Annotated in this window: 19 protein-coding genes; 13 read left to right on the top strand and 6 right to left on the bottom strand. The window is 69.2% G+C overall.

Features of this window, described 5'->3' with window-relative positions:
* Positions 1-224: 224 nt before the first annotated feature.
* The 3 genes from ABZ297_RS06500 to ABZ297_RS06490 all read left to right on the top strand — a co-directional run bounded on the left by ABZ297_RS06500 (position 225) and on the right by ABZ297_RS06490 (position 7,022).
* Positions 225-5,954: a ThuA domain-containing protein gene (locus tag ABZ297_RS06500; RefSeq protein WP_355340361.1), complete on the top strand. Its 5,730-nt coding sequence runs from the start codon at positions 225-227 to the stop codon at positions 5,952-5,954.
* A gap of 208 nt (positions 5,955-6,162) precedes the next feature.
* Complete coding sequence (locus tag ABZ297_RS06495; RefSeq protein ID WP_355340358.1) at positions 6,163-6,441, top strand: hypothetical protein; 279 nt, start codon at positions 6,163-6,165, stop codon at positions 6,439-6,441.
* Positions 6,438-7,022, top strand: a complete 585-nt coding sequence (locus tag ABZ297_RS06490) for a hypothetical protein (protein ID WP_355340355.1) — start codon at positions 6,438-6,440, stop codon at positions 7,020-7,022. Before ABZ297_RS06495 ends, ABZ297_RS06490 begins: the two co-directional genes overlap by 4 nt.
* 137 nt (positions 7,023-7,159) lie before the next feature.
* On the opposite strand, the gene ABZ297_RS06485 is transcribed toward ABZ297_RS06490, so the two are convergent.
* Positions 7,160-7,732, bottom strand: a complete 573-nt coding sequence (locus ABZ297_RS06485; protein ID WP_355340352.1) for a dihydrofolate reductase family protein — start codon at positions 7,730-7,732, stop codon at positions 7,160-7,162.
* Positions 7,733-7,804: 72 nt separating this feature from the next.
* Between ABZ297_RS06485 and ABZ297_RS06480 the strand changes: the two genes are divergently transcribed.
* Complete coding sequence (locus ABZ297_RS06480) at positions 7,805-8,395, top strand: TetR family transcriptional regulator (protein ID WP_355340349.1); 591 nt, start codon at positions 7,805-7,807, stop codon at positions 8,393-8,395.
* Between the two features lie 167 nt (positions 8,396-8,562).
* Positions 8,563-9,330 carry a class I SAM-dependent methyltransferase gene (locus ABZ297_RS06475; protein WP_355340346.1) on the top strand — a complete coding sequence of 256 codons (768 nt, stop codon included), beginning with the start codon at positions 8,563-8,565 and terminating at the stop codon, positions 9,328-9,330.
* Positions 9,331-9,413: 83 nt separating this feature from the next.
* On the opposite strand, the gene ABZ297_RS06470 is transcribed toward ABZ297_RS06475, so the two are convergent.
* The gene (locus tag ABZ297_RS06470) at positions 9,414-9,956 is read right to left on the bottom strand and encodes a MarR family winged helix-turn-helix transcriptional regulator (protein WP_355340343.1); all 543 of its coding nucleotides are present in this window, start codon (positions 9,954-9,956) and stop codon (positions 9,414-9,416) included.
* A 127-nt stretch (positions 9,957-10,083) separates the two neighbouring features.
* Between ABZ297_RS06470 and ABZ297_RS06465 the strand changes: the two genes are divergently transcribed.
* The 7 genes from ABZ297_RS06465 to menC all read left to right on the top strand — a co-directional run bounded on the left by ABZ297_RS06465 (position 10,084) and on the right by menC (position 16,797).
* Positions 10,084-10,350: a hypothetical protein gene (locus ABZ297_RS06465; RefSeq protein WP_355340340.1), complete on the top strand. Its 267-nt coding sequence runs from the start codon at positions 10,084-10,086 to the stop codon at positions 10,348-10,350.
* Positions 10,351-10,539: 189 nt separating this feature from the next.
* Positions 10,540-11,385, top strand: a complete 846-nt coding sequence (locus tag ABZ297_RS06460) for a M55 family metallopeptidase (protein ID WP_355340337.1) — start codon at positions 10,540-10,542, stop codon at positions 11,383-11,385.
* 115 nt (positions 11,386-11,500) lie between these two features.
* Positions 11,501-12,973 (top strand): serine hydrolase domain-containing protein, encoded by a 1,473-nt coding sequence (locus tag ABZ297_RS06455; RefSeq protein ID WP_355340334.1) that lies wholly within the window; start codon positions 11,501-11,503, stop codon positions 12,971-12,973.
* Between the two features lie 142 nt (positions 12,974-13,115).
* Positions 13,116-13,310, top strand: a complete 195-nt coding sequence (locus ABZ297_RS06450; RefSeq protein ID WP_355340331.1) for a hypothetical protein — start codon at positions 13,116-13,118, stop codon at positions 13,308-13,310.
* Positions 13,307-14,875, top strand: coding sequence for a helix-turn-helix domain-containing protein (locus ABZ297_RS06445; protein ID WP_355340328.1), 1,569 nt, complete (start codon positions 13,307-13,309; stop codon positions 14,873-14,875). The genes ABZ297_RS06450 and ABZ297_RS06445 overlap by 4 nt, the downstream gene beginning before the upstream one ends.
* Before the next feature lie 54 nt (positions 14,876-14,929).
* Positions 14,930-15,691, top strand: a complete 762-nt coding sequence (locus ABZ297_RS06440) for a GNAT family N-acetyltransferase (protein ID WP_355340325.1) — start codon at positions 14,930-14,932, stop codon at positions 15,689-15,691.
* The gene (gene menC, locus ABZ297_RS06435) at positions 15,688-16,797 is read left to right on the top strand and encodes an o-succinylbenzoate synthase (RefSeq protein ID WP_355340323.1); all 1,110 of its coding nucleotides are present in this window, start codon (positions 15,688-15,690) and stop codon (positions 16,795-16,797) included. Before ABZ297_RS06440 ends, menC begins: the two co-directional genes overlap by 4 nt.
* Positions 16,798-17,091: 294 nt before the next feature.
* Here menC and ABZ297_RS06430 read toward each other — a convergent pair whose 3' ends face one another.
* The 4 genes from ABZ297_RS06430 to ABZ297_RS06415 all read right to left on the bottom strand — a co-directional run bounded on the left by ABZ297_RS06430 (position 17,092) and on the right by ABZ297_RS06415 (position 21,477).
* On the bottom strand, positions 17,092-17,667 hold the full coding sequence (locus tag ABZ297_RS06430) for a TetR family transcriptional regulator (RefSeq protein WP_355340320.1): 576 nt from the start codon (positions 17,665-17,667) through the stop codon (positions 17,092-17,094).
* Entirely contained in the window at positions 17,664-18,083 is a 420-nt protein-coding gene (locus tag ABZ297_RS06425) for an SRPBCC family protein (protein WP_355340317.1), read from the bottom strand. The genes ABZ297_RS06430 and ABZ297_RS06425 overlap by 4 nt, the downstream gene beginning before the upstream one ends.
* 164 nt (positions 18,084-18,247) lie before the next feature.
* A complete protein-coding gene (locus tag ABZ297_RS06420) occupies positions 18,248-18,568 on the bottom strand; it encodes an NPCBM/NEW2 domain-containing protein (RefSeq protein ID WP_355340314.1) in 321 nt (106 codons plus the stop codon).
* A gap of 455 nt (positions 18,569-19,023) precedes the next feature.
* Entirely contained in the window at positions 19,024-21,477 is a 2,454-nt protein-coding gene (locus ABZ297_RS06415; RefSeq protein WP_355340311.1) for a cellulase family glycosylhydrolase, read from the bottom strand.
* Between the two features lie 498 nt (positions 21,478-21,975).
* Between ABZ297_RS06415 and ABZ297_RS06410 the strand changes: the two genes are divergently transcribed.
* Positions 21,976-22,767 (top strand): methyltransferase domain-containing protein, encoded by a 792-nt coding sequence (locus ABZ297_RS06410; RefSeq protein ID WP_355340308.1) that lies wholly within the window; start codon positions 21,976-21,978, stop codon positions 22,765-22,767.
* Positions 22,768-22,806: the final 39 nt, after the last annotated feature.

Genomic DNA, 22,806 nt, shown 5'->3' with positions numbered 1-22,806 from the left:
CGCCTGGGAGACGAGAGGAGTTGTGCCACGTCAGGTAGGGCGGCGGGCGGCACCTTCCGGCCATCACGATGACGCCCGCGCGACCGCTGTGTCGCGACGGGTGGCACGCCGACATCAGCCTGTCCCATCCACCCCGATCCGATGAGTTCGCCCTCATCTCACCCCCCAGAGGAGCTGCTTTGACAGTTCACCGATTTCGCGCCTTACGACGGGTGGCCGCGACGATGGCCCTCGGCCTTGTCCTGCCCTTACTGCCGCTGTTCGCGCCGCCGGCACAGGCGGTGACGGCGGGATCCGCCGCTGCGGCCGACTCCTTCAAGGTGCTCGTCTTCTCGAAGACCACCGGATTCCGGCACGACTCGATCCCCGACGGCATCGCCGCCATCCAGAAGCTCGGCCAGGACAACGGCTTCGCCGTCGACGCCACCGAGGACTCCGCGAAGTTCACCGACGAAGACCTGGCGCAGTACCAGGCCGTCATCTTCCTCTCCACCACCGGAGACCCGCTGGGTACGCAGGAGCAGAAGGACGCTTTCCAGCGATACATCCAGACAGGCGGCGGTTTCGTGGGCGTCCACGCCGCCGCCGACAGCGGTTACAGCTGGTCGTGGTACGGCAAACTCGTCGGGGCGTACTTCAAGTCGCACCCGGCGATCCAGCAGGCCACCGTCACGGTCGAGGACCCGGCACACCCGTCCACCGCGAATCTGCCCACGTCGTGGAGCCGTACCGACGAGTGGTACGACTACCAGGCCAACCCCCGCGACACCGTGCACGTGCTGACGTCGCTGAATGAGAAGTCCTACTCCGGCGGCACCATGGGAATCGACCACCCGAACACGTGGTGCCAGGACTACGACGGCGGCCGTTCGTGGTACACGGGCCTCGGCCACACCAAGGAGAGCTTCACCGAGCCGCAGTTCCTGAACCTGCTCCTCGGTGGCATCAAGACCGCCGCGGGCGCGGTGAAGGCCGACTGCTCGGCCTCGCAGACCGGCAGCTTCGAGAAGGTCACCCTCGACGACAACACCTCGAACCCGATGATGCTGGACGTCGCGCAGGACGGCCGGGTCTTCTACATCGACCGGATGGGCGAGATAAAGATCATCAAGTCCGCCGGCGGTACGGTGTCGGCCGGCAAGCTGAGCGTGTTCACCGCCAACGAGAGCGGGTTGCTCGGGCTGGCGCTGGACCGCGACTTCGCCACCACCAACTGGGTGTACCTCCTCTACTCGCCTTCGGGCGAGAACGTCGACCGGCTGAGCCGGTTCACCGTCAAGGGGGACACCCTCGACATGTCGAGCGAGAAGAAGATCCTCGACGTTCCGGTGCAGCGGGCCGAGTGCTGCCACCACGGCGGCGGCATGCTGATAGATCACAAGAGCGGTGACCTGTGGCTGGCCACGGGCGACAACACCAACCCGTTCGCCTCCGACGGCTACGCGCCGATCGACGAGCAGTCCGGCCGGGCGGCATGGGACGCGCAGCGCACCTCGGGCAACACCAATGACCTGAGTGGCAAGCTGCTGCGGATCCACCCCGAGGCGGACGGAACCTACACGGTGCCGCAGGGCAACCTGTTCGCGCCGGGTACGGCGAAGACCAGGCCGGAGATCTACGGCATGGGATTCCGCAATCCCTTCCGTATCGGTCTCGACCCGAAGACCGGATATCCCCTGGTGGCGGATTACGGCCCCGACGCCGGGTCCGCGAGCGCGACGCGGGGCCCGCAGAACACGGTCGAGTGGAATCTGATCAGCAAGCCGGGCAACTACGGCTGGCCGTACTGCATCGGCAACAACAGCGCGTACATCGACTACGACTTCGCCACCAAGACGTCCGGGTCGGCGTTCAACTGCGCCGCGCCGGTCAACAACTCGCCCAACAACACGGGCCTGACCAATCTGCCAGCGGCGACCGCGGCGACGGTCTGGTACCACTACGCGACCGACGCGCAGAACTTCCCCGAGCTCAGCGGCGGCGCGCCGATGGCCGGCCCGGTCTACCGCTACGACCCTGACCTGCAGTCGGACGTCAAATGGCCGGGGTACTGGGACGGCAAGGCGATCTTCGCCGAGTGGAACAGCAGCAAGATGTTCTCGTTCCAGCTCAACGAGGACGCCACCAAGCTCGCCAAGATCAATCAACTCTTCAAGACCGTGGGCTTCAAGAAGCCCATGCACTTCAGGTTCGGCCCGGACGGCGCGCTGTACCTGATCGAGTGGGGATCTGGGTTCGGCGGCGACAACGCCGACTCAGGCATCTACCGCATCGAGTACATCAAGGGCAACCGGCCGCCCATCGCCCGTGCCTCGGCGGACAAGACCGACGGGCCGGTGCCGCTGGCGGTGAAGTTCTCCAGCGAGGGAACGCGGGACCCGGACGGCAAGGCACTCACCTACGCGTGGGACTTCAACAACGACGGCACCGTCGACTCGACCGACCCCAACCCCACGTACACCTACACCAAGGCGGGCCAGTACAGCGCGGTCCTGACGGTGACCAACGCCGACAAGAAAACCGCGACGGCGAGCGTGGCGGTCGTGGCGGGCAACACCCGGCCGAAGATCACCTTCGACCTGCCGCCGAACGGCGGCTTCTTCGAGTTCGGCGACCAGGTCAAGTACAAGGTCACGGTCACCGACCCCGAGGACGGCACGATCGACTGCGACAAGGTCCAGATCCAGGCGATCCTCGGCCATGACAGCCACGGCCACCCCCTCGACCAGCACAAGGGCTGCGAGGGTGTCCTGCAGACGCTCACGGACAGCGGTCATGGCACCGACGACAACCTGTTCTACGTCATCGAGGCCAGCTACACCGACAACGGCGGCTCCGACGGTGCCCAGGCGCTGACCGGGCGCGGTCAGGTCATCCTGCAGACCAAGCGCAAGCAGGCCGAGCACTTCACCGAGACCGGCCGGGTGGCGGACGGCAAGGGCACCGACGCCGCTGGCGTGCAGACGCAGCCCACGGAGGACTCGGCGGGCGGCAACCTCAACATCGGGTGGACCCAGGACGGCGACTGGTGGTCGTTCGCCCCGGTCGACCTGACCGGCATCACCGGCATCCGGCTGCGGGCCTCATCCGGCGCCTCCGGCGGGACCGTGCAGGTCCGGCTGGGCAACCCCGAGAACGGGACGCTGATCGGCTCGGTCGACGTGCCGGGCACCGGCGGCTGGCAGACCTACCAGGATGTCACGCTGAACCTGACGAACCCGCCGGCGGACACTGGACCCCTGTACTTCGTCGTGCGCAAGCCGGCGAACGCGGCCGACAACTCCTACCTGGTCAATGTCAACTGGGTCGACTTCATCGGCACCGGAGTCACGGCGAACCAGCGCCCGAAGGTGACCCTCTCGGCGAACCCGACATCGGGTGTCGCTCCGTTGAAGGTCGACTTCACGGCAGCGGCCACCGACCCCGACGGCGACACGCCGCTCACCTACAAGTGGAACTTCGGCGTGAACGGAGCCCCGGAGCCGACGACCGCGGACGCGAGCTACACCTACGCCGCGCCGGGAACCTACACCGCCACGGTGACCGTGACCGACGCCAAGGGCGCGTCGGCCAAGGGGCAGCTCTCCATCAAGGTGGACGCGCCGAACACGGCGTGTCTGTCCGGCCGCTCCGACGACTTCCTCGGGACGGAGCTCGACCGCGGCCGCTGGTCGGTCATCAGGGAGAACCAGAACCTCAAGGTCGCGGACGGCAAGCTCGTGATCCCGACGTCGAACACCGACCTTTACGGAGCAGGCGGCAACACCTCGAACATCGTCGTACAACCGGCGCCGTCGGGAGCCTGGACGGCCACGGCCAAGGTCACCCTCGACGCCCGTGACTCCTACCAGCAGGCGGGCCTGGTCCTCTACGGCGACGACGACAACTACGCCAAGATGGTGCTGCAGGCGCGCGGCGCCAACGACCACGCCAACCGCATCTTCCAGTTCATCCGAGAGGAGAACGGCAAACCGAACGAGGTGGCGGCGAGCAACACGGCCGCGCTCGGGGACGCCTACCCCGACACCGTGTACGTCCGGTTTGTCAGCGACGGCACCAACCTGACCGCCTTCTACTCGGCCGACGGCATCACGTTCACCGCGATGCCGCAGACGAAGCCGCTCGCCGGGATCCAGACCCCGAAGATCGGACTGCTCTCCCTGTCCGGCACCGGCAGCCGCCCGGTGATCGACGCGTCCTTCGACTGGTTCCAGATCACCCCCGACGACACGGCGACCACGCCGAAGCCGGACGACGAGTTCGACGGCACGGCGCTCGACGGCTGCCGCTGGAACGCGATCGTGCGGTCCGACCCCTCGGCCGTACGGGTGACCGGCGGCAACCTGGAGATCGACACCTCGAAGGGCGACATCTTCGGGACGGGCAACACCGCGCCGAAGAACTTCATCCTGCAGAAGGCGCCGGACGGTGACTGGACGCTGGAGACCAAGATCGACGCGTCGGCGTTCAACCAGGCCTACCAGCAGGGCGGGCTCATGGTGTACGCCGGTGACGACGACTACGTGAAGTTCGACTTCATCACCGACAACGCCCCGGGTTCGGCGGTGGAGCGCAGGATCGAACTGCGCAGCGAGGTCGGCGGGGTCGTACAGCAGCCGCAACCGCAGGTCACCTCGCTCCCCGGCGGCGTGTGGTGGCTGCGGCTGAAGAAGGAGGCGGACACCTTCCACGGGTACTACTCCTCCGACGGCGCCAAGTGGACCGAGATGGCTGCGAACGGAACGTCGGCGCCGGTGAAGAACGCCAAGGTGGCCAGTGGTGCGAAGGTCGGCGTATTCGCCTTCGGCGTCAACCAGACGGAGTCGAAGACGGCCACGTTCGCCTCCTTCCACCTCTCCCAGGGCGGCACCGGAACCGACGACAAGACCGCGCCGTCGACGAGCGCCACGACCGCCCCGGCGCAGCCGGGGAGCGGCTGGTTCACCGCTCCGGTCACGGTCACGCTGACGGCCGCCGACGAGGCGAACGGCAGCGGGGTCGACCGTACCGACTACCAGCTCGACAGCGGCGCCTGGACCGGCTACACCACCCCGGTCATCGTCTCCGGCGACGGCTCGCACACGCTGGCCTACCGCTCGGCGGACAAGGCGGGCAACGTCGAGAACGCCAAGACCCTCGCGGTCAAGGTGGACGCGACAGCGCCGACGACCACCGCCCAGAACGCCGCGGGGAACGACGACGGATGGCACAACCAGGCGGTGCCGGTAAGCCTCACCGCGAAGGATGAGACGTCCGGCGTGGCGGGTATCGAGTACTCCCTGGACGGCGGCTCCTGGGCGCCGTACACGGATGTGGTCACCCTCTCGGGCGAGGGGCAGCATGAGCTGCGCTACCGCTCGACCGACAAGGCGGGGAACGTCGAGACCGTCAAGGCCGTAACCGCCAAGATCGACACCAAGGCCCCGACCGTCCTGATCTCCGGTGTGGCGGCCGGCGAGAAGTACGGCGACAGCCAGGACCTCGGCATCAGCTGGGAGGCCCTCGACTCGGGGTCCGGCGTCAAGTCGGTGAACGGCACGCTGGACGGCAAGCCGTTCGAGTCGGGCAAGGCTCTGGTGCTGTACGAGCTCCCGCTGGGCGAGCACACGCTCACCGTCACCGCCACCAACAAGGCCGACAACCAGACCGAGCAGGTGGTGACGTTCTCCGTCGTCACCTCGACGGGGGACGTCGGCAACCTGATCGACCGCTTCGAGGGGGCCGGGAAGCTCACCGACAAGAACGCGCACACGCTCCGCGGCAGGCTCGCGGGCGTCCGCGACGCGGAGGCCAAGGAGAAGGACAACGCCAAGATTGTCAAGGAGCTGGAGAAGTTCAGGGAACCCGCGGGCGACACCTCGATCGTCACGGACGACCAGGTCCGAGCCGCGCTCGTCCGCGACGCCGACGCGCTGATCGCTCAGTACGGCGGCAGCTCGAAGGCCGCACGATGAGCGAGGTCAACCCCGGCGCCACCGGACGAGCCCCGGCCGCTCGCTGATTCCCTCGCGGGTGCCCCGCGACGCTCGTCGCGGGGCACCCGCCCCACTCCGCTCTGATCAGTACGCACGTCCATCGGGAGGTGGCGGCCATCAGCCGGCACAAGACAGTGATGGTGTCCCGGTCCTCGGCGCACAGCCGGGCGGCGAGACCGCCACCAACGTGGCACGCTCGAGTCTCGCCTCCGCCGTACGTCAGATCGCCACCACCGTCGACACATACGCAAGCTCGCAGGCACTCACCGGGCCGATCCGCGAGACCGTGACGGCCCTCGCCATCCGGCAACGCGCTGACGCGATCTTCACCTGGTCGATCGGCGCCACCGCCCTCGACGCGGTGAACGTCGACGCGGGCTACGGGCACCAGCACGTGTTCCTGCCGGCCTCGCCCGGCAGTGGGGCACTCACCGCCGATCCCGAACACGAGGGGAGTAATTCGTGAACACGACACTGAGGAACACCGCAGCGGCTGTCCTGCTCGCCGTGCTCGTTCTGCTGCTCGGCGCGCCTGCGGCTTCCGCGCACGGCGGAGCGATCGTCCTGGAGGTGGCCGGAGACGGCGACCATGGCGTCAACGTGGTGGCCACCTGGAAAAAGGATCGTCACCCGGTCAGGGACACCGTCATCGGGACGATGGCCGCGACCTCCGCCGACGGCCGTTCCTTCGGGCCGGTCAAGCTCGTCTCGGCGCCCGAGGGCCAGAATCTCTACCGCGCCGCCCAGCCGCTGCCGACCGGCGTGTGGCGTGTCACGGTGACCACGACCGAACCAGCCAAGACGAAGAAGACCGTGGACGTGACCGCACGAGACCTCGTCGCACCTGAGCCGTCGCAGGCCACCAACGCGCCGCCACAGCTCGCCGGGGCACCGGCGCAGGCCGCCGCAACGGACCTGGGAAGTCCGGCCGGCACGCCGCTCACCACGATCGTCGTCATCGCGGTGGGGCTCGCTGCAGCGGCGGTGGCCGGTGTCGTGGCCGGAATGCACCTGCTCCGTCGCAAGCAGCCGGACATCCGGCTCTAGGCGCGTGATCAGGTTTCGCTGAATTCGACCAACGTTCTGGCCGCCGCAGATCCGGTCGGGATGCACCTCGTTTGTGGGGTGTGAGCAGGTTCCGCACGGCTGCCCGGCGCTTTTCCCGAGTCATACTCCTTGCGGTGCTAAGCCCTGGTGAGCCAGGTGACCTGGGCGCCGTTGTCGAAGGACTCGCGCCGGGTGGGGGTGAACAGGGTGGGGCGGAACTCCCCGGAGAACACCGGGATGCCAGTGCCCGCCACCACGGGGTAGCTCTTGAGGATGATCTCGTCGATCTCCGGGAGCAGGGCGGCGGCGAGCCTGCCGCCGCCGCAGAGGTAGATGTCCATGCCGGTGTCCTCCTCCTTCAGCCGCCGGACCAGTTCGATCGCGTCGCCGGTCTCCACCTCCACCGTCGGGTCGTCGATCGTCAGCGTGCTGGAGACGACGTACTGGCGCAGGTGGGAGTAGGGGCTGGTGGTGGGGACCCGCAGGGCCGGTTCGTAGGTGCCGCGACCCATCACCAGCGTGTCGAAGACCTTGTTGGGTACACCGTCGAGGCCGACGAGCCTGCGGATGTGGGTGGGGAGCGTCTCGGGATAGCGGGCGTTGATCCAGGCGGCCATCTCGTCCGACAGCGGGTAGAAGTCGAACTCTTCGTTGGGGCCCGCGATGTAGCCGTCGAGCGAGGCTCCGACGTAGTAGACAAGCTTTCGCATGTGAATTCACCTCGGATGTAGTACTCTAGTTGAAGTGGTTTGAACGTAGTACTACAAATGGAGTGATGTCAAGTGCGGAAGAACACCGAGCGGCGGCAGGCACTGATCGACGCGGCCATCGAGGTGCTGGCCAGGGAGGGAGCGCGAGGGCTGACCTTCAGGGCCGTCGATGCGGAGGCGGCCGTGCCCACAGGCACGGCCTCCAACTACTTCGCCAACCGCGACGACCTGTTCACCCAGGTCGGCGGGCGCATCTACGAACGACTTCTGCCCGACGAGGCCACGATCGCCCGAAGCCGGGAGGGCGTACAGGACGAAGCCCGCTATGCCGAGCTCATGCACGAGGTGGTGGACAGGGTCTCCTCCTTCAACTCCGGCTACCTGGCCCTGCTCGAACTCCGGCTGGAGGCAACCCGGCGTCCCGAGCTGCGCGCCGTGCTGACCAAACGCATCCGCGAGGACATCGACGCCAACATCGGCTACCACGCCGTTTCGGGCCTGCCGGGCGACTCGACCTCGGTGGTGCTCCTCTATCTCACGCTGAACTGGCTCATCGTGGAGCGGCTGACACTCCCCGACGTCTTCACCGAACAGGAGATCCACGGGCTGGTGGACACCGCTGTGCAAAGAATGCTGAGAGCGGACGCGGCCGGACAAGCCTGAGTACGACCGCAGGCGAAGGATCCAACCCGCCTCGTAGGGGGCGTCCAGCCACGTCAGCGGCTTGTGCTTTGTCGTTATGGCTTCAGGTCTCTGCTGCCGACGATCGGGTGGCCAGGCCAAGCGAAAGATCAAGCGTTGACGGCGCAGCTCGTGTCAAGATGCTCGGCATGTCTAGTCGCGCACTGAGCTTCGGAGTGATCGCGGAAGCATACGAACAGTTCCGGCCGGGGTATCCCGTGGAGCTTTTCCACAAAGTGATGGCGTACGCGGCTCAGCCGGTTCGGACTGCCCTCGAAATTGGCGCCGGCACAGGCAAAGCAACCCGCCTGTTCGCCCAACGAGGAGTCACGGTCACCGCGACCGAGCCTGATAGCGCCATGCTGGCCGAGCTGCGCAAGCACGTCCCGGCAAACGTCAGGACCGTGCAAGCCGCGTTCGAGGACTTGCGACCAGGCGAGAGGTACGGGCTGGTTTATGCGGCAGCGGCGTTGCATTGGACAAACCCGGAGGGTCGGTGGTCACGCATGGCGGCGCTTCTGGAGCCTGGCGGCGTGTTTGCTTCGTTCGGAGGGCCGGTCCAGCTGGCTGACCCGGCTGTGGAGGAAGCCGTTCGCGTGGCACGGTCACCGTTTTTGGCGAGCGACGAGGTTCCGTCTCCGGATGGAACGCCTCCGGAGCATGACATGCAGTGGCCGGGTACGGAGCTCCAGCGGTCGGAGTGGTTCGCTGACGTTCAGCAGTCCGTGGTCGAGCGGCGCTTGACGATGAGTGCTCGCGACTACGTTGGCCATCTCTCGACGGTCTCGGCCTATCTCATGTTGCCGGCCTTGGAGCAAGAGCAGGTGCTTGGCCGGATCATGCAGGTTCTGCCCGCGACGGTGGAGATTACCGCCGACATCACCGTCCATATCGCGCGTCGGCGCTGCGAGCAGTAGTGCCTTAGTGCCCATGTACAAAACTGATCGTTAGGTCGACTTGGGAGAGGCGGATCGCGCGAGCCGTCGTCCCATGAGGATGATCAAGCAGGTCGTTGTGGAGCACGCCTCGTCCGCCTGGATGGCGCGGGCGTGGCGGTCGACTGGATTGAAACCCCCGACGGGGTGGCTGCTCTCGGCGTGGGCGTGCCATGAGCGAGGATCTGGGCGAGGGCGGACTTGACGTCCTGAAGGCCGCCGGCTCCGACGACGACGGCCCAGTGGGCCTCCAGTTCGGCGAAGTAGGTGGCGCTGATCTCGGCGGCGCGGGTCCCCCGGTCGGCGAAGATGACGACCCTGCCCCGGCCATCGGTCGGATCGGGGACGCGTCGCACGTAGTCGTGCTGTTCCAGGTAGCCCACGAGTTCACTCATCGCTTGTGGGGTCATCCCGGCTCTACGGGCCAGCGTGGTGGGCCGGGTGCCGTCGCAGTCCATCAACCGGAACACGTTCAGGTAGTGAGTGGGGCGTAGATCCTCGTACCCGTTCTCGATGAGGTGGTGGTAGAGCCCGTCGATGATCAGGTTGAACGCCTGACCGATGAGCTGCGGCAGGAACGACTCCGCGGTTGTGTGTTGTTCGGTCACCTTATAACCTATCCTTGTAAAGCTTCCTTAATACTTTTAGTGTAGCCGAAGGTGACGCGATGCCCCAGCCCCTCCCCGAACGACCAGCACCGTACCTGCCCTCACCGGAGACGGAGGGGATGAAGCCGTGAGATGGCGTAGGGCCGCGAGGACCGTCGGCGGGACGCTCCTCATCCTGCTGGGCCTCCTGTGGATCCTCCAGGGCGCCGACGTGGTACGAATCGATCCCATCTTGTGCGTCGCCGACTGCCGGCCCATCACCGGTGGGTCGCCCGGCTGGCTGGCCGCCGGGGTGGTCGCCGCGACGGTCGGGCTCGTGCTGGTGAGTGTGCGACGGCGGCCGCGCCGGGGAGGTGGCGAATCAGGACTCGAACTCCCCGTGGATGGTCATTGAGAAGCGCATGCCGCCATCCATGTGCACTGGCAGGCCCGGGGCTCGGCCTGCTCGCCGTCGGCGCCGCTCTCGTGATCCCCTCCGCTGTGCGGGACGCCCAAGGCGGGCACCCGGCTTCGGCCCCGACGACAAAGCCCGCCGTCCCCCAGAGTGACATCCTGTGACGTCGGCCAACGAAAGGAGTAGCCAGTGAGGGTCTACATCTCCATCGACATGGAGGGCGTGACCGGCATCGCGACCATGGACCAGGTGGTCCGCGGCGGCCACGGGTATCCGCGATCGCAACGGCTGATGACCGCCGAGGCCAACGCCGCCATCGAGGGCGCGTTCGCGGCCGGAGCCGACAGCGTCCTGGTCAACGACAGCCACGGCACCATGGACAACCTGCTGCACGAGGAGCTCGATCCGCGCGCCCGGCTGATCTTCGGCACTCCCAAGCTGGACTGCATGGCCGAGGGCATCTCGGCCGAGCACGACGTGGCCATGTTCCTCGGCTACCACGCCGCCGCCGGCTCGCCAGGCGTGCTCGCCCACACCTACTCCTCGCACTTCTACGAGGTGCGGCTCAACGGCAGGCCGGTGTCGGAGGCCGAGGTCAACGCGCTGCAGGCCGCCGCGGTCGGCGTCCCGGTGGGCCTGCTCACCGGCGACGACGTCATCTGCGGCGTCGCGGAGAAGGCCTTCCCCGGCGTGCGCACGGTCGCCGTCAAGGTCGCGCACGGGCACACCGCCGCCGACAGCCTCTCGCCGGCCGAGGCCAGGCGGCTGATCCGGGAGGCGGCGGCGGAGACCGTTCGGGGGGCCGGGGAGCTGGCGCCGCTCCAGCTGCCGGAGGTGCTCGAGCTCGAGATCGACATGCCGAGCACGCCGGCGGCCGAGCTGGGGGCGCAGATCCCGGGCGTGCGCAGGATCGCCGACAAGACCCTCGCCGCCACCTTCGGCACGCCCACGGAGGTGCTGGGCTGCGTGACGGTCTGCTACCACCTCGCCGCCGACGCCATGATCAGCCGGATGGCCCTGTTCGGCCGCCGCTGACCTTCACAGGGAACCCAGGCCCGGCGCCCTCTTGTGCCCGCAGGACAAAGAACGGTCCGCATCCGTCGTCGCGCACGCCAAAGGGCGGCGCCGATCGCCTGGTGATACTGGCAACATGGATCTCGAACGAGTCAAGCGTGAGGTACTCTCGCTGGTCAGCCCGCACACTCCCGGCTTGGCCGCAGGAGTGTACGCCGACGGAGCCGCGGTGCTCACGGTCGCCCAGGGAGCGGCGTGCGTGGAGTTCGGCGTGCCGGTCGACGAGCGCACCAGGTTCGACATCGCCAGCATGAGCAAGCAGTTCACGGCGGCCTGCGTGCTCCTGCTGGAGCAGGACGGGAAACTGGCGCTCGACGACGACGTGCGCGTGCACGTGCCGGAGCTGAGTCTGGAGGCGCCGGTGACATTGCGGCAGTGCCTGCAGCACACGGGCGGCCTGCCGGAGTGGTACGCGCTGCAGGCGCTGACGGGTGTGCCGCTGGCGGAGATGACCGAGCAGCGGCTGCTGGAGATGCTCGCGGGCATCCGATGGACGACGTTCCCGCCGGGCACGGATTTCGCCTACTCCAACACCGGGTACGTGCTCGCGGCTGTTGTGGTGGGCAGGGTGGCGGGTTCGTCGCTGGCGGAGTTCGCGCGGGAATGGCTCTTCGAACCGCTGGGGATGGCCGACTCGGTGTTCCGTGACGACGCGTCAGTGCCGCTGGAGAAGCTGGCGTACGGCTATGCCAACGCGCAGGGCGAGCCGCGCAGGGCCGACACACAGGAGAGCGCGGTCGGCGACGGCGGGCTGGTGACGAGCGTGGCGGAGCTGGCGCCGTGGTTCGGGTTCCTGGCGGACGGGCGGGTGCTCGGGGCCGAGCTGCGCGAGCGGCTGCTGGAGCGCGGGGTGCTGGCCGACGGCACGGTCCAGCCGTACGCGCTGGGGATCTATCACGGCGAGGGCTGGTTCGGGCACGCGGGCGGCATGCACGGGTACCGGTCGAACCTGCTGTATCTGCCCGATCCTGGGGTCGGCATCGCGGTGCTGTCCAACCAGACGGCCGTCGATCCGGTGAGCCTGTCGCACCGGCTGGCACGGCTGCTTCTCGGAAAGGAGGAGCCGCCGAAGCCCGCGCCGGGGACCATGGCGCCGCCGGAGCGGCTGCACTGGCACGATCCTGCCGGGGACGGGACGCTGACCCTCGAACCCACTGCTGAAGGCATCGCGGTCCCGGACGTGGGAGTGTTCACCGCCGGCGCCGACGGGCGCTGGCACGGAGCGGGAGCGGCCGAGGGCGCCTGGCTGGAGATCGACGGTGACCGGCTGCTGCTCCGCACCGGCCCCCTGTCACGCCCGCCTGTCGCCTTCGACGCCGCCGAGCCGCCCTCGGACGTGCCGATGCCCGACGGTGTCTTCCGCAGCCGGGAGCTCGGCGTCGACGCCACCGTGAGCGATGGCGAGGTGCGCATCGGCCGCGAGCTGAAGCTGCCGGCGGCACCAGCCCCAGGCGGAGCATGGACGGCGGGGCCGTTCACACTCCGTCTCCACGAAGGCGACCTGCTGGTGAGCGGCGGCGGCCTGCGCCGGATGCGCTTCGAAGGCTGATCGGCCCCGTCGTACTCGCGCTCGCCACCGCCTGCTCTTCCGGAGGAGCGGGTCCGGCTCTTGACCTCCGCACCCGCCACGCCCTGAGATCTCATCTTTCCGTACCTAACGCCCGCGATGGCGGGCAAGGGAGCCTAGCGCCATGCATGACCTGCTGCTTCGCGACGGGACCGGCCACGACGGGCTCGGCGGACCACCGCGGCGCGCCGATGCCGCGATCGCCGACGTGCGCCCGACCGGCGTGGAGCACGTCTTCCTGGCCGGCCGCCAGGTGATCGCCGACGGCGAGTTCACCGGTGACAGGCACGGCAGGATGCTCAGACGGGGCGCCCGGTGACGGCGCGCGGGCGCGTCACGCTCGGCGTGCTGATCGACAGCCTCGGCCACGACGTAGTGCGCCCGCTGGCGCTGCCGCAAGGCCGGGAGCCGCTGGTGGGAACGCCGGTCATCTACGACCCCGAAGGGCCGCAGGCCGGGCTCGACGGCGCGGTCCTGCTGGTGACCGGCCGCCCGTCGGCCGAGATCCTGGCCCGCGCGGGCGAGAGCGGCGTGGCCGTCGTCGTGGCCAAGCCGGGCACCTGCGACGAGCAGGCGCTGGCCACCGCGGCCGAGGCGGCGGGCACCGCGCTGCTCGCCGCACCGCCCGAGCTGTCCTGGGGGCAGCTCTACACACTCGTCGACGCCCTGCTCGCGATGGTCGCCCCGGCCGAGGACCCGGGCGCCACCCGGGCGGCCGACCTGTTCGTGCTGGCCAACGAGGTGGCGGCCCGGGTGGGTGGCGCGGTGGCCATCGAGGATCTGGCGATGCGGGTGCTGGCCTACTCCACGGTCGAGGGCCAGCGGATCGACGAGCTGCGCAAGGAGGGCATCCTGGGCCGCCGGGTGCCCGAGCACCCGACCAACGCCGAGGAGTACGCGGCCGTGCTGCGCGCCGACGGGGTGGTCTGGAGTTACGTGCCGCGCGAGTTCTACCCCCGCCTGGCCATCGCGATCCGGGCGCATGGCGAGGCGCTCGGCACGATCTGGGCGGTGCGGGCGGAGGAGCCGCTGGCTCACGACGCCGCCGCGGTGCTCGAGGAGGCGGCCGCGGCCGCGGCGCCGCACCTGGCGCGCATCAACCTGGCCACCGACGAGGCGCGGCGACGGCGGGACGAGTGCCTGGGCTGGCTGCTGCGCGGCATCGGCGCGGTCGACGAGCTGGCCACCTCCTTCGGCCTGCTGCCGAGCGAACCGGTGACGGTCGTGACGCTGGGCTCCTACGCGGGCTCGGCCGACGCCTTCGCCGCGACGCACGCCGCCGACCTGCTGCGTACCACGTTTGTGGCCTATCGAATCAGGGCCGCGACCGGCGTGGTGAACGGCCGCGCCTACGCGATCGTCGCGGCCGAGGCGTCCGCGCCGCTGCTCCGCAGAATCACCGTCGACACCCTGGCCAGGGTGAGCGAGCGGCTCGGCGGCGGCTGGCGGGCCGGCATCGGCCGTACCGTCTCCTCCGTCGCCGCCGCGCCCGCCGGCGCGCGGCAGGCGGAAGAGGCGCTGCGCGCGGTCTGCGGGCCGTTCACCCAGGAAGTGGCCGCCTCGCACGAGGAGCTGTCGGCAGCACTGTTCCTCATGGACACGGAGGCCGGGCTGCGCGCCAAACCCTCCCTGTCCGGCGAGCCGCTGGCGCTGGTCGCCGCGCACGACGCCAGGCACGGCACGCACTACGTGCACAGCCTGACCGTCTGGATCGGCGCCCACTACGACGTGCCCCGCGCGGCCGAGCTGCTGTCGCTGCACCCCAACACGCTGCGGTATCGGCTGCGCAGGATCGGCGAGCTGATCGCGCTGGACGACCCGGACACGCGCCTGGTGCTCGCCCTTCAGCTGAGGCTGAACGGCGCCACAAAGCAGACCGGGTGAACTTCGGCGTGGACGCCAACGCCCCGGGCGGCGCGCACCGCGATGCTGAGGCCCATGGCCGAACACCTCATCATCCGATCCCTCCACGGCACCAGGGCGCTGCAGCGTGCCGACCGACTGTTGCGCGAGGTCTGGGGGACCAGACGCGGTGACGACCCGCCGATAGCCCTCGACCTGATGTGCGCGTTCGCCCACGCCGGCGGGTACGTGGGCGGCGCCTTCCTCGACGACGAACTCGTCGGGGTGGCGGCAGGCTTCCGGGCGGCGGACCACAGCCTGCACTCGCACGTCGCGGGTGTCACCGCCAGGGCGCGCGGACGCGGCGTGGGCCGGGCGCTCAAGGAACACCAGCGGGCCTGGGCGGCCGAGCACGGGCTCGTCGCCGTGTCATGGACGTTCGACCCCCTGGTCCGGCGCAACGCCTTCTTCAACCTCGCCCGCCTGGGTGCCCAGGTCGGTGCCTACCTGCCCGACTTCTACGGGCCGATGAGCGACGGCATCAACGACGGCGGGCCGTCCGACCGGCTCTTCGTCACCTGGCCGATCGAGGGCGCCGCTCCTCCGCCGGTTTCGGATCGCGACGGGGTGGTCGTGGTGGACGAGACGGGGACCGTACGGGAGGCCGAGGGCGCGCCGCTGCTGCGGTGCGCGACCCCCGCGGACGTCGAGTCGCTCCGTACAGCGGATCCGGCGGCGACCCAGCGGTGGCGGGCGGCGCTGGAGAGCGGGCTCGGCGGCGCGCTCGACCGGGGATACCGGGTCACCGGGTTCACGCGCTCCGGCTGGTACCTGCTCACCTGCGGGGATGCCGCGTGAAGCTCGACGCCGTCGAACTGCGCGAGATCACGCTGCCGCTGGTCAGTCCGTTTCGCACCTCGCTCGGCACCCAGACGGTACGCACCGCGCTGCTCGTGCGAGTGCTCAGCGACGAGGGCGAGGGCTGGGGCGAGTGCGTGGCCGACGATGAGCCGACGTACTGCCCCGAATATCTCGCAGGGGCCGCCGACGTGATCAAGCGGTTCATACTGCCTGCGCTGGCCCCGCTCGACCTGGACCCGGCGACGGTCGGCCCCGCGCTGCGGCACCTGCGCGGGCACCCGATGGCCAAGGCGGCCGTGGAGATGGCGGTGCTGGACTGCTGGTTGCGGGCACGCCGCACCAGCCTCGCCGCCCACTTGGGAGGGGTACGCCGCCGCGTGCGCGTGGGCGTCTCCGTGGGCATCACCGAGACCGTCGACGCGCTGCTGGACACGGTCGACCGGCATCTGACCGCCGGCTACGCCAGGGTCAAGCTGAAGATCGAGCCCGGCTGGGACCTCGAGCCCGTCAGGGCGGTGCGTGAGACGTTCGGCGCCGGCGTGATGCTCACCGTCGACGCCAACACCGCCTACCAGCCCGGCGACCTCAGGCACCTGGCGAAACTCGACGCCTACGAGCTCGCGCTGGTCGAGCAGCCCTTCGCCCCAGACGACCTGCGCGCACACGCCGCGCTCGCCGCCCGCATGGACACGCCCGTCTGCCTGGACGAGAGCATCACCAGCGCGCGCGACGCGGCCGAGGCCATCAGACAGGACGCCTGCTCGATCATCAACATCAAGCCCGGCCGCGTCGGCGGCTATCTGGAGGCACGCCGCATCCACGACCTGGCCCAGGCGAACGGCGTGCCGGTCTGGTGCGGCGGCATGCTGGAGACCGGCCTCGGCCGGGCCGCCAACCTGGCGCTGGCCAGCCTGCCCGGGTTCACGCTGCCGGGAGACATCTCCGCCACCGAGCGCTACTACCACCGCGACATCACCCGCCCGTTCGTGCTTGACGGCGGCGAAATGCTGGTTCCGGCCGAGCCCGGCCTCGGCGTACTGCCCGATGATGCGGGCCTGGAGGCTTGCACGACGGCGGTGGAAAGGGTGAGCCGCGAACGTTGAAGCCTCGCGGTCAGTTCCGGGATGCGATGCGGTAGGCCCGGAGCTGACCACCCTTCGCCGCAGCCCTGACGCCGGCGCCGGGTGGTGCTGTAGACAACCTCGCCACCCACAACCCGCTCGGTCCGGTCACTGCCGCAGCCCCGGCACACCTGAACCTGGTCCTGCCGAACGTCTCTGTCCAGGAGCCACTGGTGCCGTTGCAGTTCTCCACGACGTTCAGGCCGCGTAGGCAGTACTCAGGCCAGCCTTCCTGACGCGGTCACGTTCACATGGCCGATCGATTTGAGGTCACGATCACGAGTTCCGCCTGTCCGCGGGGTACTCGGCCAGTTCGTGGAAGAGCCGGTCGAGCAGCAGGCGCGCCTCGTCCACGCCCTTCCGGTCGCCGGTCAGCAGCAGGTCGAAGAGGAGGCCGCGGGTGGCGGCCAGGCTCAGTCGAGCGTACGCGGGGGCCTCCTCCCGGCTCATGCCACTCCGTAGGCAGATGTCGGTCAGTGGGGGCAGCCAGACAGCGATGAGATCGTTCCGCAGGCCCTGGGCGTACGGACGGTCCTGCATGGCGTGTGCGGAGAGTTCGAAGAAGAGATGCCCGTAGATCATGGTGGCTTTGACGAGTTTGTCCCAGAAGCGTTGCCAGCTCTCCCACAGGGGCAGAGCGTCCGCGTCCAGGTCCGCGAGGGCCGCCCGCTGCTGCGCCTCGACAGCTCGTACGACCTCGGACAGCAAGCCTTCCCGTGAGCCGAAGTGGTGAATCAGCATGCGGTGACTGGTGCCGAGGCCGGTCGCGATGGAACGGAGGCTGGCGTCCCCGACCCCGTGGGAGGCGAAGTACTCGATCGCCTGGGCCAGCCACTTCTCCTTGGGTGTCACCTCTGCTCGCTGCGCGCCTTCAGGCCCTCGGCCTCCAGCGCGAGGTAGCGGGTGGTGAGCTTGCCGGTCAGCCGTGCCATGAGTGGGCCGAGCAGCCCCTCCTGGTCTATGGTCGACCGGCAGAGCGTGCCGTCCGGGGCGGCCTCCACCCAATGCCCTCCGGTGACTCGTACGCCCGGGCTCCTGCTCGCCCAGACGAAGTACTCGCCTTCCACCAGTTCGGTCACTTCCCAGAGCGCCGTCAGCAGCCTCGGCTGCCTGATCTTCGCCCGCGACCCGACCTTCAACGGCCCCGGCTCGGCGAGTTCCACAGACGTGACTGTTTCGGTCCATTCAGGCCAGCGTTCCACGTCGCTGAACACCTCCCACACGCGCTGCGGGCTGGCGGCGATCCTGATCGCGGATTCAAAACGCATGTACCAAATGGTACATCTTGGCTATGGCATCCGTGTTGCGGAGACGCATAGGTGAAGGGCGGTCCGCAGTGCGGTTCCGCCCTTCGTGGGGGAGTGGTCAGCCGGCGCCGGCGTGCGGCCCCGGCACGTGGCCGGGACCGTCCCGGCCGTTCAAAGGGCCCGCTTCAGCAGGTGAACCTGGCCGAAGCCCAGTCGGCGGTCAGGGCGGAGCAGCCGCCTCCGGTGTAGTAGGACACGACCGACGTCGCGTGCGCCCCGAGCCCCTTCGCGTGGACCGTCCCGCCGAGGCTGATCGGGTTGCCGTCACCCGCCGCGCTGTCGTTGTTGCTGCGGTCCTTTTCCACCGGTCCCCAGCCGTTCGTGGCCGACAGCCAGGGATGGTCGGACGCCCACACCTCGCCTCTGGGCGCCGGTGGCAGGGCAGCGGACGTCACGGTGGCAGCGAACACGTGCACGGCCCCGTTGTCCGGCATGGTGACGGCCACGGCCTCCTTGGCCGGGTTGATCCGTACGCGTTGTAGAAGACGCGGTAGTCCACGGTCGGGTACTGGTTCGGACCGGCGGCGGTGTTCTTGCCCTTGGTCGAGAAGGCGACCTTCGAGCCGTAGGCGGCGGGATCGAGGCAGCACCAGTTGGCGAACCCGAGAAGCCTCTTCCCGGCGGAGCCGTCCGCATAGTGCACGGTCAGCGTGCCGGTGGCCGACCCGCTGGTGCCGGTGCCGAGGAAGGGCGAGCGTGTTGCCCTGCCCGGCCAGCGCGACGGTCTGCGCGTGGCCGGAGACGTTGTCGGGACGGCCCGGCTCGGACGGCGCACGGTGCGGGCCTGTTCGATGGCGTCGGGGTAGTGCTGGGCCTTCTAGTGTTCCGCGAGGGTGCGGTAGACGCCGGCGAGGGAGGGGTTGTGACCTAGGCGCTTGCCTTCGAGCGTCGCGGAACGGGGCTAGCGGTGTGCCGTCAGGGTGTAGGCGCCCCGAGCGCAGCCGGTGATGCGCCAACCGCCCGGTGCCTGCCGGGCGGCGACGCCCGTGAGTCCGGCACTACGGACGACCGGCCGGGCGTCGCCAGGGAACCAGACGTCCAGGCCGCACCCGGCACCCTCGCCCTGGGCCGTGAGACTCGCCTGATCGGACGTGAGGCCGGTCAGGCGGCCGGGGGCGGAGCGGGGGTAGGGGCGCGAGAGCTCGGCAACGTATTCGGGGGGCGGGGGCAGGTCCTTCCCGGTGGCACAATCCTCGATCACGAGGTTGCCGCCGGTCTTGGACTCGGCTCCGGCGTGGGCGTCGCCGCAGGACTGCTTCCAGACCCAGAATGCGCCGCCGATGCGGTGCCGATCCTCATGGTCGGTGTATTTCGTGATCGGGGCTGAGGCGGGGTCGCCGAACCAACCCCACTCTCCCGACCAGAGCCCGGCGCCGTAGTACGCCGCCGCCCGGCTCGCCAGGCCGAAGCCGCGCTCGATGCTCGTGATGGTGAGGCCGGTGCCCTGGTCGATGGTGATCGACTCGTTGTAGAGGTGGGGGGCGAAGACGAGCAGTCGGTCGTCGGTGAAGTCCTTGGGCACCGAGACGTCGAAGCCGAGACCCGACCAGAGCACGGACGGCTCGAAGAAGACCAGGTGCGGGAAGCCGCGCTTCTCGCCCGCCCTGATGGCCTTGATCGCTCGGTCGTAGTAGCGCCCGAGCAGGACGCCGGAGGTGATCGGCGGGGCCTCGCCGAAGCCGGGCTCGTTCAGCAGGTCGTATCCGGCGACCATCGGCTCGCTCGCGAACCGCTCCGCCAGCATGCCCCAGGCGGCGACCAGGCGGGTCTGGATGCCGTCCCTGTCCTGGTAGAAGTTGGTGAAGGCGCGGGCGACGGCCGGGGAGATATCGCGTCCGGTGAACTCGCACTTGGGGGCGCCGTCGAAGCGGTCGGCCCAGGTGGGGGCGCCGTCCCAGCCGTGCATCGGGGAGCCGTTCTCGCAGGTGGTGCCGGGGGCGGCGTTGACGCCCTTGCTCCAGGCGTCCTGGTGCATGTCGATGACCGTGCGCAGGCCGTGCTTGGCCGCTGTCTCGACGGCCCAGGAGATCCTGGCGAGATAGGCTGGGTCGTAGTGGCCGGGCTGGGGTTCCAGGGCTGACCAGGACAGGGCGAGGCGGATGACGTTGAAGCCCATCTGCTCCATGCCGGCGAAGTCGGTCTCGGTGAGCGGCCGCGTCACCGCCCTGTCCGGAAATTTCTGGAAGTAGTCTTCGAGCTGGTTGACGTTCACGCCGCGCAGCAGCACCTCGTCGCCGTCGGCGTCGACGATCCTGCGGTCGGCTGAGAGCGTCAGGCCCTTGGTGCGTGGTGGCTGCGCGATGGTGGTGCCGGGCTGCAGGAGCGGTACGGCGAGCGCCGCCGCGGCCACGACAGCCGCCATCCGTATCGGCGCAGAAAAGACGACGCCCTTACGCGCCGGGAGAAGGGCGGTTCTTCGCGCCGGGAGAAGGGCGGGGAGGAGGGCGACGAGGGCTGCCGTTGCGGGGGCGAGCAGGGCGCCGAGGGAGAGCGCGGGGGCGAGGCGGAGCATGATCGCCGGAGCCCAGAACGTGTCGCCACCCACCAGGTCATTGGGGAGCCCGATGGCCACCTCGACCAGGCCCAGCGTCGCGGCCGCTCCCAGCGCGGAGATCCCGGCCACGACGGCTCGCGGCGAGGTGGTGGCACTGAGCCAGCGGTTTAGTACCCAGGTCATCACGCCAAGCAGGGTGACGGCGGCGAGGCAGCCCAACGGTCCCGCCTCGGGCGCCGGGGCCAGCGGGGAGTCGCCGATGGCGTACCCGACGGGTGAGCCGCCCCACCACACCCCACCGACCAGCGCACCCAAGACCACGGCCACCCCCGCCGCCACCCACCCCGGCCCCGAAGCCCGCGGGAAAAGCGCCCCCGAGGCCGCAGTGGGTCCAGCGCCCGGCCCTGGGGAGGTCGAGCTCGAAGGGGGTGGGGTGGGGCGGCGGCGTAGGAGCTGGGGGAGCCAGGTGGCTGCCAGGACCGGCAGGCCGAAGATCGCCGCTTTGACGCCGGTGAAGCCGGTCGACCACGCCAGATAGACCACATCACCGAAGGCCGTCACCAGCGACATCATCAGCTTGGCCGCCATCGCCGACCACACCACCGCGCCCCAGACCAGCAGTGCCGTGCGCAGCGGGGCACGCCCGCGCTCGACCACCCACGCCAGCACCCCAACCCCCGCCAGCAGCAGCGGCACGTAGACGGCCAGCGCGGCCACCTGCCAGAGCCCGGCGACGGGTAGCAGGTCGGCGCCCGTCCACGTGTACGGCGCGGCCAGCCCCGACGGGTCGAACGCCGCGCCCAGCCCGATGACGGCGGCCAGCACCACGACGGCGATCGGCGACAACCAGCGGTTCCTCATAATGTCGGCGACCATACATGAGCATCGTTCATATATGAAGAGCCAGATACACAACAGTGCGGAAGACCGGCCGAACCCGCTCGCGGCCCGCTCGGCCTTGGCTGCGGGGAGCGGGTTCCCCTACTTGGAACAGGCGGGCGTTGCAGCCGGTGCTGACGCCGCTGGCGACCGCCTCCGCCAGCAGGGCAGGCCCTCCCCGTCGGGTCAGCACTCATTCACGACCTCGCCACACTTAAAAATCTACTTTGTAAAGGCGGTGGGTTCGTGGAAATCTCCGCCCTTAATCCCACAAACCAAAACCCCAGCACCAACCAGCCAGCACGGCGATACAGGCCAGCAGGCGCACGTCCGACGAGTCGGTGTTGTGGGTGGTGGTCGATGAGGACTTCGGGTTGCATGTCGAGGCGTGCGCGTATGTGGCAGGGCTGCGAGCGGCGGGCCGGGGATTCAGCACCGAGAAGACCTACGCCAGCATGGTCAGGCCGCTATCGTCGCCAGATGCCTGAAACGCCTGCGAAGTTCAACACCGCGATGACCACCTGGCAGGAGTGGCAGGACGCCCCCTGGGGCCGACTGCGCTACTCGATCGCCGAGGCAAACCTGCTCCGTCACCTCGACGGCCTGGGCGGCGAACCGCTGAGAGTACTCGACCTCGCCGGCGGCGACGGCGGAGACGCCATCCGCCTCGCGGCCCGCGGGAACCATGTCACCATCGTCGACTGTGCGCCCGCCATGCTCGCCGCGGCCACCGAGCGAGCCGTGGCAGGCGGCGTGACAGAGCTGATCAGCTGCGTCGAGGCCGACGCTACCGATCTGCCCCGCGACCTCGTCAACGGGGAGTTCGATGTCGTGCTCTGCCATAACCTCCTGCAATACATGGACGACGTCCCAGGCACTCTCGCCTCGGCACTCTCCCCGCTGAAGCCCGGGGGCCTCATCTCCGTCATGGCGATCAACCGGCATTCGGCGCCCTTGAACATCGCCGTCCGGGAGATGGACCCCGCGGCCGCGCTCGCCGCTCTCGACACCGACCAGGCACGGACGCAGATGTTCAACTCGGCGCTGACACTCCACACGGCCGACGAGATCATTTCCACCCTGCGGAAGCTCGGATGCCGGGACGTCGCCCACTACGGCATCCGCAGCTTCTGCGACTACATCACCGACGACGCCCGCAAGCATGAACCGGACTTCTACGCCGCCCTCGAACGCCTCGAACTCGCCACCACCGCCCGCCCGCCCTACATGCACACTGCCCGGCTCTTCCAGCTCACCGCCTGGAAGCCATGACAGGGGCCGTCTCTCGGATCCGCGTGGCCAGGAGGTTTC

The organism is Nonomuraea sp. NPDC005983 (assembly GCF_040614375.1).
In the GTDB taxonomy this organism is placed as follows: Bacteria; Actinomycetota; Actinomycetes; order Streptosporangiales; family Streptosporangiaceae; genus Nonomuraea.
Note: the sequence above shows the minus strand (reverse complement) of the source record. Positions and strands in the feature narration are given on the sequence as shown.

Coding starts and splice junctions, on each gene's coding strand:
- ABZ297_RS06440 (WP_355340325.1), top strand. CDS start 14,930: ATGGCCGAACACCTCATCATCCGATCCCTCCACGGCACCAGGGCGCTG.
- ABZ297_RS06410 (WP_355340308.1), top strand. CDS start 21,976: ATGCCTGAAACGCCTGCGAAGTTCAACACCGCGATGACCACCTGGCAG.
- ABZ297_RS06425 (WP_355340317.1), bottom strand. CDS start 18,083: ATGCGTTTTGAATCCGCGATCAGGATCGCCGCCAGCCCGCAGCGCGTG.
- ABZ297_RS06450 (WP_355340331.1), top strand. CDS start 13,116: ATGCATGACCTGCTGCTTCGCGACGGGACCGGCCACGACGGGCTCGGC.
- ABZ297_RS06415 (WP_355340311.1), bottom strand. CDS start 21,477: ATGAGGAACCGCTGGTTGTCGCCGATCGCCGTCGTGGTGCTGGCCGCC.
- ABZ297_RS06475 (WP_355340346.1), top strand. CDS start 8,563: ATGTCTAGTCGCGCACTGAGCTTCGGAGTGATCGCGGAAGCATACGAA.
- ABZ297_RS06455 (WP_355340334.1), top strand. CDS start 11,501: ATGGATCTCGAACGAGTCAAGCGTGAGGTACTCTCGCTGGTCAGCCCG.
- ABZ297_RS06500 (WP_355340361.1), top strand. CDS start 225: ATGGCCCTCGGCCTTGTCCTGCCCTTACTGCCGCTGTTCGCGCCGCCG.
- ABZ297_RS06485 (WP_355340352.1), bottom strand. CDS start 7,732: ATGCGAAAGCTTGTCTACTACGTCGGAGCCTCGCTCGACGGCTACATC.